The organism is Streptomyces sp. SCSIO 30461 (genome assembly GCF_037023745.1).
Taxonomy (GTDB): Bacteria; Actinomycetota; Actinomycetes; order Streptomycetales; family Streptomycetaceae; genus Streptomyces.
In genome coordinates this window covers 5,871,501-5,887,351 of the sequence record NZ_CP146101.1, presented here as the reverse complement: position 1 = coordinate 5,887,351, position 15,851 = coordinate 5,871,501, and the positions used below count along the sequence as shown (strand labels likewise).

The 15,851-nt window shown below is 69.2% G+C and carries 15 protein-coding genes and 1 pseudogene; 8 read left to right on the top strand and 8 right to left on the bottom strand.

What is annotated here, in order from left to right:
* Positions 1 to 124: 124 nt before the first annotated feature.
* The 3 genes from V1460_RS26405 (at position 125) to V1460_RS26395 (ending at position 7,293) form a co-directional block, all read left to right on the top strand.
* Positions 125 to 853, top strand: coding sequence for a VIT1/CCC1 transporter family protein (locus V1460_RS26405; protein ID WP_338676110.1), 729 nt, complete (start codon positions 125 to 127; stop codon positions 851 to 853).
* A 388-nt stretch (positions 854 to 1,241) separates the two neighbouring features.
* Positions 1,242 to 5,840, top strand: a complete 4,599-nt coding sequence (gene gltB, locus V1460_RS26400; protein ID WP_338676109.1) for a glutamate synthase large subunit — start codon at positions 1,242 to 1,244, stop codon at positions 5,838 to 5,840.
* Complete coding sequence (locus V1460_RS26395; protein ID WP_338676108.1) at positions 5,833 to 7,293, top strand: glutamate synthase subunit beta; 1,461 nt, start codon at positions 5,833 to 5,835, stop codon at positions 7,291 to 7,293. Before gltB ends, V1460_RS26395 begins: the two co-directional genes overlap by 8 nt.
* Positions 7,294 to 7,438: 145 nt before the next feature.
* Here the strand turns inward: V1460_RS26395 and V1460_RS26390 are convergent, their stop codons facing one another.
* Positions 7,439 to 7,735, bottom strand: a complete 297-nt coding sequence (locus V1460_RS26390) for a hypothetical protein (protein ID WP_338676107.1) — start codon at positions 7,733 to 7,735, stop codon at positions 7,439 to 7,441.
* A gap of 486 nt (positions 7,736 to 8,221) precedes the next feature.
* Here V1460_RS26390 and V1460_RS26385 point away from each other — a divergent pair, with 486 nt between their 5' ends.
* The gene (locus V1460_RS26385; protein ID WP_338676106.1) at positions 8,222 to 8,944 is read left to right on the top strand and encodes a VWA domain-containing protein; all 723 of its coding nucleotides are present in this window, start codon (positions 8,222 to 8,224) and stop codon (positions 8,942 to 8,944) included.
* Between the two features lie 435 nt (positions 8,945 to 9,379).
* Positions 9,380 to 10,238, top strand: a pseudogene (locus V1460_RS26380) (hypothetical protein).
* Here V1460_RS26380 and V1460_RS26375 read toward each other — a convergent pair.
* The 5 genes from V1460_RS26375 to V1460_RS26360 form a co-directional block, all read right to left on the bottom strand.
* Positions 10,229 to 10,558: a hypothetical protein gene (locus tag V1460_RS26375; RefSeq protein ID WP_338676105.1), complete on the bottom strand. Its 330-nt coding sequence runs from the start codon at positions 10,556 to 10,558 to the stop codon at positions 10,229 to 10,231. The pseudogene V1460_RS26380 and the gene V1460_RS26375 sit on opposite strands and share 10 nt — an antisense overlap.
* Positions 10,555 to 10,839, bottom strand: a complete 285-nt coding sequence (locus V1460_RS36505) for a JmjC domain-containing protein (RefSeq protein ID WP_407077529.1) — start codon at positions 10,837 to 10,839, stop codon at positions 10,555 to 10,557. The genes V1460_RS26375 and V1460_RS36505 overlap by 4 nt, the downstream gene beginning before the upstream one ends.
* Entirely contained in the window at positions 10,809 to 11,096 is a 288-nt protein-coding gene (locus V1460_RS36500) for a hypothetical protein (protein ID WP_407077528.1), read from the bottom strand. Before V1460_RS36500 ends, V1460_RS36505 begins: the two co-directional genes overlap by 31 nt.
* A gap of 91 nt (positions 11,097 to 11,187) precedes the next feature.
* Complete coding sequence (locus V1460_RS26365; protein ID WP_338676104.1) at positions 11,188 to 11,343, bottom strand: hypothetical protein; 156 nt, start codon at positions 11,341 to 11,343, stop codon at positions 11,188 to 11,190.
* A 162-nt stretch (positions 11,344 to 11,505) separates the two neighbouring features.
* A complete protein-coding gene (locus V1460_RS26360) occupies positions 11,506 to 11,637 on the bottom strand; it encodes a hypothetical protein (protein ID WP_338676103.1) in 132 nt (43 codons plus the stop codon).
* A 619-nt stretch (positions 11,638 to 12,256) separates the two neighbouring features.
* Here V1460_RS26360 and V1460_RS26355 point away from each other — a divergent pair.
* Positions 12,257 to 12,658, top strand: a complete 402-nt coding sequence (locus V1460_RS26355; RefSeq protein ID WP_338676102.1) for a VOC family protein — start codon at positions 12,257 to 12,259, stop codon at positions 12,656 to 12,658.
* A 178-nt stretch (positions 12,659 to 12,836) separates the two neighbouring features.
* A complete protein-coding gene (locus V1460_RS26350; RefSeq protein WP_338676101.1) occupies positions 12,837 to 13,490 on the top strand; it encodes a hypothetical protein in 654 nt (217 codons plus the stop codon).
* Between the two features lie 102 nt (positions 13,491 to 13,592).
* On the opposite strand, the gene V1460_RS26345 is transcribed toward V1460_RS26350, so the two are convergent.
* A complete protein-coding gene (locus tag V1460_RS26345; protein ID WP_338676100.1) occupies positions 13,593 to 14,096 on the bottom strand; it encodes a pyridoxamine 5'-phosphate oxidase family protein in 504 nt (167 codons plus the stop codon).
* A 202-nt stretch (positions 14,097 to 14,298) separates the two neighbouring features.
* Positions 14,299 to 14,895 carry a TetR family transcriptional regulator gene (locus tag V1460_RS26340; protein ID WP_338676099.1) on the bottom strand — a complete coding sequence of 199 codons (597 nt, stop codon included), beginning with the start codon at positions 14,893 to 14,895 and terminating at the stop codon, positions 14,299 to 14,301.
* 63 nt (positions 14,896 to 14,958) lie between these two features.
* On the opposite strand from V1460_RS26340, the gene V1460_RS26335 reads away from it, so the two are divergent.
* Positions 14,959 to 15,837 (top strand): NAD(P)H-binding protein, encoded by an 879-nt coding sequence (locus tag V1460_RS26335; RefSeq protein WP_338676098.1) that lies wholly within the window; start codon positions 14,959 to 14,961, stop codon positions 15,835 to 15,837.
* Positions 15,838 to 15,851 lie beyond the last annotated feature (14 nt).

Sequence of the window (15,851 nt, the reverse complement as noted above, 5' to 3'; positions counted from 1 at the left end):
CACCCGGCTGACCCTGGCAGATCGCAGGTAAGTAAAGCCTGCCTTGCTGGCACGACCCTTACATCGCGCGTACTTTCGAGGTGCTGAGCAGAGCACGACATGAGCACGGAATCAGGGGAGAGCTGTGTCCATCATCGAGACCGAGGCCGCACTTCACGAGGCGCACCGCGACAACCACACGCACCGCGACGTGAACGGCGGCTGGCTGCGTCCCGCGGTGTTCGGGGCCATGGACGGGCTTGTCTCCAACCTCGCCTTGATGACCGGTGTCGCCGGTGGAGCCGTCTCCCAGCAGGTCATCGTCATCACCGGCCTCGCGGGACTCGCGGCGGGTGCCTTCTCGATGGCGGCCGGCGAGTACACATCGGTGGCCTCGCAGCGCGAGCTCGTCCAGGCCGAGCTGGACGTCGAGCGCCGGGAACTGCGCAAGCACCCGGTGGACGAGATGGAGGAGCTCGCCGCCCTCTACGTGGCGCGCGGCGTGGAGCCGCGCCTCGCCCGCGAGGTGGCCGTACAGCTCTCCCGCGACCCCGAGCAGGCGCTGGAGATCCACGCCCGTGAGGAGCTCGGCATAGACCCGGACGACCTGCCGTCGCCTGCCGTCGCCGCAGTCTCGTCCTTCGCCTCGTTCGCCCTCGGTGCTCTGGTGCCGGTGCTGCCGTACCTGCTCGGCGCCACCGCCCTGTGGCCCGCCGTGCTGTGCGCGCTGATCGGCCTGTTCGCCTGCGGTGCGCTCGTCGCCCGGGTGACGGCCCGCGGTTGGTGGTTCAGCGGACTGCGGCAGCTGGCGCTCGGTGGCGCCGCCGCGGCGCTCACTTATGGGGTCGGATCCCTGGTCGGGGCCGCGATATGATCCCTCTCACCCCTTTTGCGGTGCCACTCTGTGATGTACGTCCGGGTGTCGCGGGAGCATGGTCGATGCAACACTGTGCTTGGCGCCACAGGGCTGCTGTAACTCGACGGTTTCGAGGATGTAACCGCCGGGCATGAGCCGTAAGCGCCGCGGGCAACGAAGCTCGCTCTGTCAGTCGGGGCCACGGACGCCGAATCGGTCCGTACCCCTTCCCACCTGCGCCGCTGTCCCACTCCTTCGCAGCGTCGCCGCAGCCGACTGTCCGCATGCTGGAATGAGCTATCCACGTCTCGGGATTCACTCCATCATGTAATCTGCACGAAATTTCGCGAGGGCCAACGTCGTCCCTCGGCACTTGCACATGCCAATGACGACGACGGGAGAGCCGATGCGTTCCGACGCCTGGTCGCCCATGGACGGTCGCCCCGCCCCGCAGGGGATGTACGACCCTCGTAACGAGCACGACGCCTGCGGTGTCGGGTTCGTGGCCACCCTCACCGGTGTAGCCAGCCATGAGCTGGTCGAGCAGGCGCTGACCGTTCTGCGCAACCTGGAGCACCGCGGCGCCACCGGCTCCGAGCCCGACTCGGGTGACGGCGCCGGAATCCTCCTCCAGGTCCCGGACGCGTTCTTCCGCGAGGTCGCCGGATTCGAGCTCCCCGAGGCCGGCGCGTACGCCGTCGGCACCGCCTTCATTCCCGAGTCCGGGCAGGACGAGGCCGTCTCGCGCATCGAGGCGATCGCCGCCGAGGAAGGGCTGACCGTCCTCGGCTGGCGCGACGTCCCCGTCGCCCCCGAGCTGCTCGGTGCCACCGCCCGCTCCACCATGCCGCTGTTCCGCCAGCTCTTCGTGAGTGGCGGTACCTCCCAAGCCGAAGGCTCCGGCGGGGGCACCAGCACCGGGATCGTCCTCGACCGCAAGGCGTTCGTGCTGCGCAAGCGCGCCGAGCGCGAGGCCGGGGTGTACTTCCCGTCGCTCTCCGCGCGCACCATCGTCTACAAGGGCATGCTGACCACGGGCCAGCTTGAGCCCTTCTTCCCCGACCTGTCGGACCGCCGCCTCGCCACCGCCGTGGCCCTGGTCCACTCCCGGTTCTCCACCAACACGTTCCCGAGCTGGCCGCTCGCCCACCCGTACCGCTTCGTCGCCCACAACGGAGAGATCAACACCGTCAAGGGCAACCGCAACTGGATGCGCGCCCGCGAGTCCCAGCTGGTCAGCGACCTCTTCGGGAACGGCGGCGACGGCTCCCTGGAGCGGATCTTCCCGATCTGCACCCCCGACGCATCCGACTCCGCCTCCTTCGACGAGGTCCTGGAGCTGCTGCACCTCGGTGGCCGCTCGCTGCCGCACAGCGTGCTGATGATGGTCCCCGAGGCGTGGGAGAACCACGACTCGATGGACCCGGCCCGGCGTGCCTTCTACCAGTACCACTCCACGATGATGGAGCCCTGGGACGGCCCCGCCTGTGTCACGTTCACCGACGGCGTCCAGGTCGGCGCTGTCCTCGACCGCAACGGTCTGCGCCCCGGCCGCTACTGGGTCACCGACGACGGCCTCGTCGTGCTCTCCTCCGAGGTCGGCGTGCTGGACATCGACCCGGCCAAGGTCGTCCGCAAGGGCCGTCTGCAGCCAGGCCGGATGTTCCTGGTGGACACCGCCGAGCACCGCATCATCGAGGATGACGAGATCAAGTCGGCCCTCGCCGCCGAGCAGCCGTACCAGGAGTGGCTCGAAGCCGGTGAGATCGAGCTCGAGGACCTCCCCGAGCGCGAGCACATCGTCCACACCCACGCCTCCGTCACCCGCCGCCAGCAGACCTTCGGCTACACCGAGGAAGAGCTGCGCGTCCTGCTCGCCCCGATGGCCCGCACCGGCGCCGAGCCGATCGGCTCCATGGGCACGGACTCCCCGATCGCGGCGCTCTCCGAGCGTCCCCGGCTGCTGTTCGACTACTTCACCCAGCTGTTCGCGCAGGTCACCAACCCGCCGCTGGACGCCATCCGCGAGGAGCTCGTCACCTCGCTGTACTCGTCCCTCGGCCCCGAGGGCAATCTGCTGGACCCGAACGCGGCCTCCTGCCGCTCGGTCACCCTGCCGTTCCCGGTGATCGACAACGATGAGCTGGCCAAGCTCATCCACATCAACGCCGACGGCAACATGCCCGGCATGAAGGCCGCGACCCTCTCCGGCCTCTACCGGGTCTCCGGCGGCGGCGACGCGCTGGCCGCGCGTATCGACGCGATCTGCGCCGAGGCGGACGCCGCCATCGAGTCCGGCGTCCGGCTGATCGTGCTCTCCGACCGTCACTCCGACGCCGAGCACGCCCCCATCCCGTCGCTGCTGCTCACCGCCGCCGTGCACCACCACCTGATCCGCACCAAGCAGCGCACCCAGGTGGGCCTGCTGGTCGAGGCCGGGGACGTGCGCGAGGTGCACCATGTCGCGCTGCTCATCGGCTTCGGAGCCGCGGCCGTCAACCCGTACCTCGCGATGGAGTCGGTCGAGGACCTGCTGCGCGCCGGTACGTTCATCGAGGGCGTCGAGCCCGAGCAGGCGATCCGCAACCTGATCAAGGCACTCGGCAAGGGCGTGCTCAAGGTCATGTCCAAGATGGGCATCTCGACCGTGGCGTCCTACCGCGGCGCGCAGGTCTTCGAGGCCGTCGGTCTGGACGAGGCCTTCGTCGCCCGCTACTTCGCCGGCACCGCCACCAAGATCGGCGGCGCCGGTCTCGAAGTGGTCGCCAAGGAGGTCGCCGCCCGGCACGCCAAGGCCTATCCCGCCAGCGGCATCGCCCCGGCGCACCGCGCGCTGGAGATCGGCGGCGAGTACCAGTGGCGCCGCGAGGGCGAGCCGCACCTGTTCGACCCGGAGACCGTCTTCCGGCTCCAGCACGCCACCCGCGGCAAGCGCTACGACATCTTCAAGAAGTACACCGACCGGGTGAACGAGCAGTCCGAGCGGCTGATGACGTTGCGCGGCCTGTTCGGCTTCAGGTCCGACCGCGAGCCGATCTCCATCGACGAGGTCGAGCCGGTCAGTGAGATCGTCAAGCGCTTCTCCACCGGTGCCATGTCGTACGGCTCCATCTCCAAGGAGGCGCACGAGACCCTCGCCATCGCCATGAACCAGCTGGGCGGCAAGTCCAACACGGGTGAGGGCGGCGAGGACCCGGACCGCCTGTACGACCCCGAGCGCAGGTCCGCGATCAAGCAGGTGGCGTCCGGCCGCTTCGGCGTCACCTCCGAGTACCTGGTCAACGCCGACGACATCCAGATCAAGATGGCCCAGGGCGCCAAGCCGGGCGAGGGCGGTCAACTGCCCGGCCACAAGGTCTACCCGTGGGTGGCCAAGACCCGGCACTCCACCCCGGGCGTCGGCCTGATCTCCCCGCCGCCGCACCACGACATCTACTCCATCGAGGACCTGGCGCAGCTGATCCACGACCTCAAGAACGCCAACCCTGCCGCTCGTATCCATGTGAAGCTGGTGTCCGAGGTCGGTGTCGGCACGGTCGCAGCGGGGGTCTCCAAGGCTCACGCGGACGTGGTCCTGATCTCGGGCCATGACGGAGGTACCGGCGCCTCCCCGCTCACCTCGCTGAAGCATGCGGGCGGCCCCTGGGAGCTCGGCCTCGCCGAAACCCAGCAGACCCTGCTGCTCAACGGGCTGCGGGACCGGATCGTCGTACAGACCGACGGCCAGCTCAAGACCGGCCGCGATGTCGTCATCGCCGCGCTGCTCGGCGCCGAGGAGTTCGGCTTCGCCACCGCACCGCTCGTCGTCTCCGGCTGCGTCATGATGCGGGTCTGCCACCTGGACACCTGCCCGGTCGGCATCGCCACCCAGAACCCGGTGCTGCGCGAGCGCTACAACGGCAAGGCCGAATTCGTCGTGAACTTCTTCGAGTTCATCGCCGAAGAGGTCCGCGAGCTGCTCGCCGAGCTGGGCTTCCGCACCCTGGAGGAGGCCGTCGGCCACGCCGAACTGCTCGACACCTCACAGGCCGTGAACCACTGGAAGGCCCAGGGCCTCGACCTGGCCCCGCTGTTCCACGTGCCCGAGCTGCCCGAAGGCGCCGTGCGCCACCAGCTGATCGAGCAGGACCACGGTCTGGCGAAGGCCCTGGACAACGAGCTGATCCGGCTGTCCGCCGACGCGCTGGCCGCCGACTCGGCCGAGGAGGCGCAGCCGGTCCGCGCCCAGATCGCGATCCGCAACATCAACCGGACCGTCGGCACCATGCTGGGCCACGAGGTGACCAAGAAGTTCGGCGGCGCGGGCCTGCCCGAAGACACCATCGACATCACCTTCACCGGCTCCGCCGGCCAGTCCTTCGGCGCGTTCCTGCCGCACGGTGTCACGCTGCGCCTGGAGGGCGACGCCAACGACTACGTCGGCAAGGGCCTCTCCGGCGGGCGGGTCATCGTCCGCCCGGACCGCGGCGCCGACCACCTGGCCGAGTACTCCACCATCGCGGGCAACACCATCGCCTACGGCGCCACCGGCGGCGAGCTGTTCCTGCGCGGCCGCACCGGCGAGCGCTTCTGCGTCCGCAATTCCGGCGCGCTGGTGGTCTCCGAGGGTGTGGGCGACCACGGCTGCGAGTACATGACCGGTGGTCACGCCGTCGTACTCGGCGAGACCGGACGCAACTTCGCGGCCGGTATGTCCGGCGGCATCGCGTACGTCATCGACCTCGACCGCGACAGCGTCAACGTCGGCAACGCGGGCGCCGTCGAAGCGCTGGACGACACCGACAAGCAGTGGCTGCACGATGTCGTGCGCCGCCACCACGAGGAGACGGGCTCCACCGTCGCCGAGCGGCTGCTCGCCGAGTGGACCGTCGCCGTCGAGCGCTTCAGCAAGATCATCCCGACCACGTACAAGGCAGTGCTCGCCGCCAAGGACGCCGCTGAGCTCGCCGGTCTCTCCGAGCGGGAGACCACCGAGAAGATGATGGAGGCGGCGACCAATGGCTGACCCCAAGGGCTTCCTGACCACCGGGCGCGAGGTCGCCGAGACCCGCCCCGTCGCCGAGCGCGTCAAGGACTGGAACGAGGTCTACGTTCCCGGCTCCCTGCTGCCGATCATCAGCAAGCAGGCCGGGCGCTGCATGGACTGCGGTATCCCGTTCTGCCACAACGGCTGCCCGCTCGGGAACCTGATCCCCGAGTGGAACGACTACGCCTACCGCGAGGACTGGCAGGCCGCCAGCGAGCGCCTGCACGCCACCAACAACTTCCCCGAGTTCACCGGGCGGCTGTGCCCCGCTCCCTGCGAGGCGGCGTGCGTGCTCGGGATCAACCAGCCCGCCGTCACCATCAAGAACGTCGAAGTCTCCATCATCGACAAGGCGTGGGACGCCAACGACGTCAAGCCGCAGCCGCCCGAGCGGCTTTCGGGCAAGACGGCCGCCGTCATCGGCTCGGGCCCGGCCGGCCTCGCCGCCGCCCAGCAGCTCACCCGCGCCGGACACACCGTGGTGGTGTACGAGCGCGCCGACCGCATCGGCGGCCTGCTGCGCTATGGCATCCCCGAGTTCAAGATGGAGAAGCGGCACATCAACCGCCGTATCGAGCAGATGCGCGCGGAGGGCACGAAGTTCCGCACCGGTATCGAGATCGGCCGCGACCTGACCGCCACGGACCTGCGCAAGCGCTTCGACGCCGTCGTGATCGCCGCAGGCGCCACCACCGCCCGTGATCTGCCCGTACCGGGCCGCGAGCTGAACGGCATCCACCAGGCGATGGAGTACCTGCCGCTCTCCAACAAGGTGGTCGAGGGCGACTTCGTGGCCCCGCCGATCACCGCCGAGGGCAAGCACGTCGTGGTCATCGGCGGCGGTGACACCGGCGCCGACTGCGTCGGCACCGCCCACCGCCAGGGCGCCGCCTCGGTCACCCAGCTGGAGATCATGCCCCGCCCGGGCGATGAGCGGAACGCGGGCCAGCCCTGGCCGACGTTCCCGATGCTCTACAAGGTGACCTCGGCGCACGAGGAGGGCGGCGAGCGGGTCTACTCCGTCTCCACCACCCACTTCGAGGGCGATGAGGACGGCAATGTGCAGTCGCTGCACCTCATCGAGGTCGAGTTCGTCGACGGCAAGCTGACCCAGAAGCCCGGCACCGAGCGCAGCATCCCTGCCCAGCTCGTCACCCTCGCCATGGGCTTCACCGGCACGGACGTCCAGAACGGCCTGGTCTCCCAGTTTGGCCTGGACCTGGACGAGCGGGGTAATGTGTCCCGGGACGCGGACTTCGCGACCAACGTCGACGGCGTCTTCGTCGCCGGAGACGCGGGCCGCGGCCAGTCGCTGATCGTCTGGGCCATCGCCGAGGGCCGCTCGGCCGCCCACGGGGTGGACTGCTACCTCACGGGTGCGAGCGACCTCCCGGCTCCGATCCGCCCGACGGATCGCGCGCTGGTGGTCTGACACATCCCCCATAGACGTTGCGTACAACGGCGTACGGAACTGGCACGGCGCCTGCCCCGTCCCCGACCGGACCCCGGGCAGGCGCCGTGGTGTGTTCCGGGGCCGGGGCGCCGGAACGGCGCGGGCGCAGTGGACGGACACGCGTTCAGTGGACAGGCAGATCCGGGCCGTCGACATCGAACAGGCCGAGCTGCTCGACGGATTCGGCCTTGGCGTCCGCGGCGCGTTCGCGGAGCACGAACGTGGCCCGCTGGAGGGTGAGGCCGTAGCTGTGGTGTGCCTCCGTGATGACGTGGGCGTCCATGGCCCTGCCCACCCGGGGGTCCCGGAACCGGCGTGCCGACTGGTTGATCGCGATGTCGCCGTGGTCCGCGATCCATGCGGGCGCCTGGCTCCTTTCCCCCGTGCCGATGTCGCCTCGGCGCTGTCGCCACCCGCTCACACACGGTCTCGAACAGCTTACCGAGCGATATCCGCAGGTCGCGGGCTGAGATCGATCGGAAGCCCGGCCTGTGCGGATCGAACGGCAAAAAGGGAAAGCTGCCTTCCCTCCGCTGGCGCATCGTCGCGAACCGGCCATGATGGGGAGCACCCCGAAGGTGACCGAGTCACCGCCGGAGATCGCGACGACCACCGCGTCACCACATCCAGGTGGAGCGCTGCGACATGGCGGGGGTGGCACCCCCTCGCCGCTTCTCCACGGGGGTGGGAAGCGGTGCAAACGGGGATGGCCGCTCATCGGGGGTGCCACGGTCCGGTACGGCGAGCCGTCGACGGCTCGCCGTACAGCGGATCGGTCACCTGCCGCTCGGGAAAACCGAGTTGAGGACCGGGTGGCAGAGCGCGGGCATACGCTGTGGATCCCTTGGCCCACACGGCGACGGCACCGAACGCCAAGGTTCCACCGGCACCGCGAACGGAGTGCACCATGGCGGCCATCGGTCTTCGCAAGATGGAGGAGACCGCACCAGCCCTCGTCGACCTCTACAAGAGCGCGGGCGTCTCGTTGCGGAAGAGCGGACTCGACGGGCAGCGGGTCGCTGTCCATCTGGTGGTCGACTACTCGGGCTCGATGAAGCCGTACTACAAGGACGGGAGTGTCCAGGCGCTGGCCGACCGGGTGCTCGGGCTTGCCGCGAACCTGGACGACGACGGGCGGGTGCCCGTCGTGTTCTTCTCCACGGACATCGACGCGGAGACCGAGATCGCGCTCGCCGACCACCAAGGGCGCGTCGACCGGATCGTCGCCGGGCTCGGGCACATGGGGAAGACCAGCTACCACCTGGCCATGGATGCGGTCATCGACCACTACCTCGACAGCGGTGCCACCGCTCCCGCACTGGTGGTGTTCCAGACCGACGGCGGGCCCATCAACAAACCGGCCGCCGAACGCTATCTGTGCAAGGCGGCCAAGCTGCCGATGTTCTGGCAGTTCATCGGGTTCGGTGACCCGGTCAGCAAGCAGTTCGACTTCCTCCGCAAGCTGGACGAGCTGGCCGTTCCCGCCAAGCGGCCCGTCGACAACGCGGGCTTCTTCCACGCGGGCCAGGACCCGCGCGCCGTGCCGGACGCGGAGTTGTACGACCGGCTGGTGTCGGAGTTCCCGTCGTGGCTGGCGGAAGCCCGGCGGCTGGGCATCGTACGGTCCTGAAACCCATCGTGGCAGCGATGTCACCGTGGGTTCAATCCCACACCCACCGCAGCAGGTCAGACAACGCGCTGATCAGAGGGGGCCGACCAGGGGGGCACCCCTTCGTCATGAGGTCCTGTCTCACCCTGACTCGCCCATGTGCCGCTTTGGATCATGGCGTGTGGACCAGGTGCGGACCACTTCTTGGCCAGCCAGAGTGATGGCAGTCGTGACCGCCTCGTCGACTGATGGGGCATCAAGCAGGCGGTGTGGCTTTGAGGTACGTGCGCATTTGGCGTCGAATCGGACTGCGCTGTTGGGCTTCCCGTAGGGCGAGTTGGCGGGACACGCCACCATCCAAAGATGGGGCAGCAGTTGCTGCACAGGGCGTTGACGAGCGGGTCGTGTCGGAGGGATCGCTGCTGCTACGGTCATCCGTTCGCCGAGGAGGTCATGATGGCTGTTTCCCTGCCTGTCGCTGCCCGAGTAGACCTGCGTCGTCAGCCGGTCGAAGACGTGCTGGAGCGTGTGGAGGAGGCCCTGCGCGTTCGGTTGGACCGGGAGGCGCTGGTGCGCAAGCGCCGTTCCTTGGGGGGGCCGTACGGAGCGGGGCACGTGGGTGCGCATCGAGCGGCGGGGATTCGAGCGGATCGGCCCGCAGGGCTGGAATGGGACCGAAGCCGCTGCAGTGCTGCAAGGGGTCGCGATGCCCGAGTGGTACCAGGGCGTGGCGTGGCGCGAGCCGGGCGAACCGGTGATGTGGCGGGCGGATGAGCTGGAGCTGCTTGCATCGCCGTCTGTCGCCAAGGGCGCCTTGGTGCTCGAAGACCCGGGCATGCCGGATGCGTGGTGGTCGGCTCTGAACGCCTCTTTGGACGCCCTCGCTGAACAGCAGACACCGCGAATCGCGACGCCGGACACGGTGACGATCACCCAGGAGCAGGTGACGCAGACACTCAGCGAGGTCTTTCCCGGCATCGCCGATACACGGATCGAGCGGTGGACGCCGGCTCATGCGGATCTGACCTGGGCCAATGTGATGGGGCCGGAGTTCTCCATCATCGACTGGGAGGACTGGGGCATGGCACCCCGGGGTCTGGACACCGCCACGCTGTGGGGTAATGCGCTGGCCGTCCCGGCGCTCGCGGACCGCGTCCACCAGGAGCGGCGTGCGGACTTGGAGAGCCGAGACGGCAAGCTGATGTCGCTGTTCTTCCTGTCGAAAATCGTCGGACCCCACGCGTACGAGGAGGATCCGCTGCTCGTGCCGGCCCGGAAAGAGGCCGAGCGCCTGGTGGCCGAGCTTCAGCTATGACGGCGCCCATGCAGGGCGCGCAGGTACTGACTGACGGCGGTGGTATCCACCTCCGCGCCCAGGGCCATGACCAGCTCCGCCAGGTGACCGGGGTTGTCGGTGCCGACAGCCAGCGCGGCAGCACTCGGCAGGTGGAACGCCGTACGGAATGCTGCCTGCACGCGGGACAAGCCATCGTGGGGCGGTCGAAGGAACGGACGAGGGTCGAAGTCCTCCCACACCGTCCCGTTGCCGCCCCCGAAGGGGCTCATGCCCCAGGTCTCGCCCGCCCGCCAGGCATTGCGTAGGACTGTCGTGGTGTCGAGGAGATCGATGCTCACGAGGAAGCCGGCCCGGACCATGAGGACGTCCGGAGACGGCAGGGCGTCCACGCCGACCATGCCCAGCGGCCGGATGTCCCGACGTCGTGGTCGTCCCAGTGGAGTTTGAAGCCGCTGGCGTCCTGCGTGGTCAGATAGGCGTTGACCTGCACCAGCTCATGGGCCCACCACTGGAGCGCGCGGCAGGTGGCTTCCATGGCCGGGTCGAAGAAGTCGACCTCGTCCAGGACCATGGTGCAGCCCTCGCGCATCAGCGCGCCGACCCGGTGCATGTCAGCCATGGGGATGGCCTGTCCCCGCCGGGTGACGGAGGGGTGGATGTAGCGGCCGGGGTGCAGTTCGGCGCCGTCCTGGAAGATGCGGAACTGGGGGTCGTGACGCTGCGCCGCATCACCAGGTCCAGCAGTTTCTTGGGGCTGAGCAGGCGATCGAGCAGATCAAGATCCTCGATGGTTCCCCGGGCGAAAGCGGCTCCGAGTTCCCTGGGGCCGTTCCAGCCGAGGGCCTTCTCCATCGCGGTGACGAAGTGGTGGTCCATGTGCTCCTCCGGTCTGCGTCATTGGGCGTGAGGACCGGGGGCCCGCAGCGGATGACGAGCCCCCGGTTGGTGCTGTGGCGTAGTGGTGCTGCTACTCCTGCGGGAGGTTCAGGCCGTCGCGGTTCTCGCCGTCGTCGCCCGCGGAAGTGCTGGTCGGGTCGGACTCCGCAGCATCGGCGGTGAAGCGGTCCTGGACCCTGATCAGGCTCTCGACGCCGATCAGAAGGTCTTCGTTCTGCGCTGCCATGTGTGTCTCCACTTCCTGTAAGTCCAGAGCCGGCGGGCGCCGGCCAGCCCTGTTGGGGGGCATGTCTCACCAGCCCGGTGCTTCGGGCCGGTGAGGAGAGGGGGGTGGCGTAAGGCCACGGATGGAGCGAGTGCGGGACTCGGGCCGGAAGCCAGTTGCCGGTCAGCGGCCGGGATCACCAGCGATGGCCAGGGTGACCACCAGGACGATGACGGCAGCGGTGTAGAGGGGCATGGCGAACTGCTGGCGCCAGCCCCACGGTGCTCGGCGGCGGGACCGGGAATCCCGCTCCACGGAGGCTTTCAACGTCGGAAGGCGGCCACTACGCCGCCCCCGGTGCGATGGATGCCGGCCGCAGGGCACGGGCTGACGACGACGTACCGCCGCAGCGGGGGCACTCGCACGGGGGGTAGCGGCCGGGGTTGGAGAGGATGTCGAACGGGTCGCCTTCCAGGACCCCGTGTGCTCGGCGACCAGGTCCGGCCCGAGTCCCGCGATACCCGGATGCTCATCCGAACGCGGGGTTCTATGCCCAGGTCAGGGGTCTTCCTGAGGGCCGTTCGCTCTGTGTCGGGAGGGCCCGCCGAATCGTTCAAGGCGGTCGTCCTCGGTCGCTTCGCCATGTCCAGAAGGATCGCGATCAGGACGACGGGCCAGAAAGGCCCAGCGGATTACCCAACTTGGGTACCATCACGGTCGGTTGAGCCCTTGAAGCGATCCGTAGTCTTCCTCCGGAGCGTGCCTGCGCTTGTGGACCCTGTGTGGACCGCGTGATCGCCAACTCCCCACACGGGAAGCTTAAGTGGCAGGTCAGGCCCACAACCGGCGCCTACGGCAGCACTCTCTTGAAACCCGCCGCGGGGGGCCGGAATTCGGGTGCACGAGCCCCGTGCGCCGTGGAAGGGTGGCGCGCATGGCTACCTTGGTGCGGCATGTGACGATCGACAGCTCCGACGCCTACGAGCTGGCGACCTTCTGGGCAGGGGTACTCGAGTGCTCCCTGGGTGACGACGACCATCCCGGTGACGAGGAGGCGCTCGTGGAGGCGCCCGGGGTGGGCATTCTCTTTGTGACCGTGCCGGAGAAGAAGACCCGGAAGAACCGCGTCCACTTGGACCTCCAGCCGCAGGAACGCACCCGGGACCAGGAGGTCGAGCGGCTGCTGAAGCTCGGCGCCTCGCTCGTCGCCGACCGGCGCAACGCGGACGGCACCGGCTGGGTGACGCTGGCGGACCCCGAGGGGAACGAGTTCTGCGTGGAACGCAGTGCCGCCGAGCGCAGTGCGGGGGCCGGGGCCGTCGCTCAGGCGGGTTGAGGCTGCCGCGGCCCGGTCGCCGCCGGTCGGCGCGTGCGACGGCACCGCGCAGCCGAAGACCGGGCCTGGCCCACTGATAGCTTGCTGCTCCCGCCAGTTCGCCCCAGGGGGACCCATGAGTCAGCCGCCTTATCAGCCACCGCCACCGCCTTCACACCCGCCCCACCAGTCACCGCCGATGCCGCCTCAGGCACCGGCACAGCAGCCCGCGCCGGTCTTCCCCAACCCCTACGCCCAGCCGGTCCCGCAGCAGTTGCCTCAACAGCAGCCGCAGCCAACGGGTTTCGGCTACGCGCCCTTCCCCGGCCCGCCTCAGACGCATCCCGCGCCCCCATTCGCCGCGGCTCCCGGCGGCCCGCGGCCCGGCAGAAGTGGCAGTCCGGTCGCCGCGGTCGTCCTCGCCTTCTTCGTCTCGGTGCTCGTCTCGCTGCTCTACGGCGGCGCCATGGTGCTCACCTACGAGGACCAGTCGCTCACCATCGCCAACGCCCTTTACCTGACCCATGCGTCGGTGAACGCGGCGATCGTCGGTCTGCTGGCCGGCCTCCTGGGGCACCGGCGCAGCGGCGCCCACGTCGGCGCGGCCGTGGTCGCCGCGCTCGGCGCGTTCTTCGGCTACTGCAACGCCGTGCTGCTGATCGCCGTGGAGAGGCAATCGCCTTCCTTCGTCGTGGATGTGCTGGGGGAAGAACCGTTTTTCCCCGCCAAGGCCTGGTGGTACGGAGCGACCGGTGGCGAGATCGACTGGTTCTCCCCGCTCGGCCTGGTCCTGGCCGCCGTCATCGGCTGGGGCGTCGCCCGCCTCATCGGGTCCAGGCGCCGCCAGGGGTGACAGCCGGTGCCGTCCGACCACGGCGGAAACGGCGACGCGCGTTGCGCCCGCCCTGCGCCGTGGCACGGCACCTCTGGTCGTCGGTCCGTCGCCCGAAGGGCTTCAGCCCTGGACGGTACGGGCCGGACTCGCGTCGTTGCCGCGCCGGATGGTCCGCAGCGCCTGCCCCGGCCGCCAGGTCTGGAGCACCAGCTCATCGCCGTCGACGGCGGTCCGCACGGCCTCGGTGAGCTCCACCCGGAAGAGGTGGAACGGCAGCGGCTCTCCGTCATCGGACTGGAACCGGTCCTTTGTCGCCGGGTCGGCCACCTCCACCGCCCGCCCGGTGATCTTCACGTCCCCGTCCTCCATGGACGCGTCAGCTCCCGGGTTGGCGTGGATGGCAAGCCGTGGATCACACAGCAGGTCGAGCGCCTTGCGGGAGTTCGGCATCATCCCGAGCCACAGCTCACCGAACCGGAAGTTCACCTCGAGACCGCTCACCCGGGGCGAACCGTCCTTGCGGAGGGTGGCGAGGATGTGGTGGGTGTGCTTCTCGAAACGCTGTTGCACGGCGGCGGCGAAGTCGGGCTCCGCCGCCTGGAAGTCTGTCCAGCTGTAGGTCATGGATCCCATCGAAGCGTGAATACCGGACATCCGCTGTCGTGATTGGGCCGATGCGAGTATCGGGGACGCATACCCCATCGGGCGCGATGCGGACCCGTGCACCCGGCGATGCCGGCACCTGCCCGTGACGTGCGGTTTCACCGTGCGTGCGGGTTCGGCATGCCGCCGCCGTGGAGCCTTCTTCGGCTGAGAGCACCGTCTGTCATCGCAGTCGGTCGAATGCCTGGTCGGCGTCGGCCACGGCCTCGGGACGGACATCGTGGGCGGTTCGGCCGTCGGCGATCTTCTGCCAGTTGGTCCGGGCGAGCACCCGTTGGACCGCGAGTACCTGGGCGGCTCGCAGGTGTGCCTGGATGCCTTCGCCGAGTGCGTCCGCCAGTGCCTGCTCGTCCTCGAGCTGGTACTGCGTGAGCCGTCCCGCCAGGCTCGGTGTGGTGAACACCAGCCGATGGAACGCCACCACCTCGGGATGATCGTTGAGACCGGTGACGGGGTCGTACCGATCGAGGCCGGCCAGGAAGTGCCGGTGCAGCGCCATCACCGGCTTGATGTCGGACCCGCGGTCACGTACGACGCGTGCCGCCTCGCCCTGGTGGTCGGCGAATCGGTGCAGCACCAGGTCTTCCTTGGTGGGGAAGTACCGGAAGAGGGTGGGTTTGGAGATCTCGGCCGCCGCGGCGATGTCGTTGACCGAGACGCGGTCGAACCCGCGCTCAAGGAACAGTGAGACGGCGGCGTCGCCGATGGCGTCGCGCGTCCGCTCCTTCTTGCGGGCCCGCAGCCCCATCGGCTCGCTCATCTGACCAGCGTAACATTCGTTACCGGGTTGCTTTTTTAACCGGGTAACGTTTTCATGGGTGCCATGAATCAATCGGACGTTCCTCCCGTGCTCGTCACCGGGGCGACGGGTCGGATCGGCCGCGTCGTCATCGACCGACTCCTCGACGCAGGCGTGCCGCTCCGCGCCCTCGTCCGGCACCCCGAGGCGGCTGCGACGCTGCCGGCCGAGGTCGAGGTCTTCACCGGCGATCTCACTCTGCCCGAGTCACTCGACCCGGCACTGAAGGGCGCCGGTGCGGTCTTCCTCGTCTGGACCGCACCGCCTCGGACCGCCGCGGCAGTCGTCGAGCGGCTGGCAGCCCATGTGAGGCGGGTCGTCTTCCTCTCCTCCCCGCACCGGACGCCGCATCCCTTCTTCCGGCAGCCCAATCCCATGGCGGTGCTGCACGCCGACATCGAGCGGCTCATCGCGGCCACCGGACTCGAGTCGACGATCATCCGGCCGGGGATGCTCGCGTCGAACGCGCTGGCCTGGTGGGCGCCCGCGATCCGGGCCGGCGAGGTCGTCCGGTGGCCCTACGGCGCTGCCGAGACGGCACCGGTCGACGACCGGGACGTCGCAGCCGTCGCGGCGCGGACGCTCTGTCAGGACGGATATGTCGGAGGCGACTATGTCCTGACAGGCCTCGAATCGCTGTCCCAGGCAGCGCAACTGGACGTCATCGGTGACGCCCTGGGGCGCCGGATCGCATTCGAGGAGATGACACCTGACGAGTTCCGGAGCCTGTCGGATGGCACAGCGCCCGATGCGGTCATCGACATGCTGCTCGCCGCGTGGAGCGCGGCGGTCGGATGGCCCGCCTACGTCACCACTGGGGTGGCCGACATCCTGGGAACGGCGCCGCGAACGTTTCGCCAGTGGGCCGCCGACCACGCCACCGCGTTCACGGGGGGTTCTTGACCTCGTCGACCGCC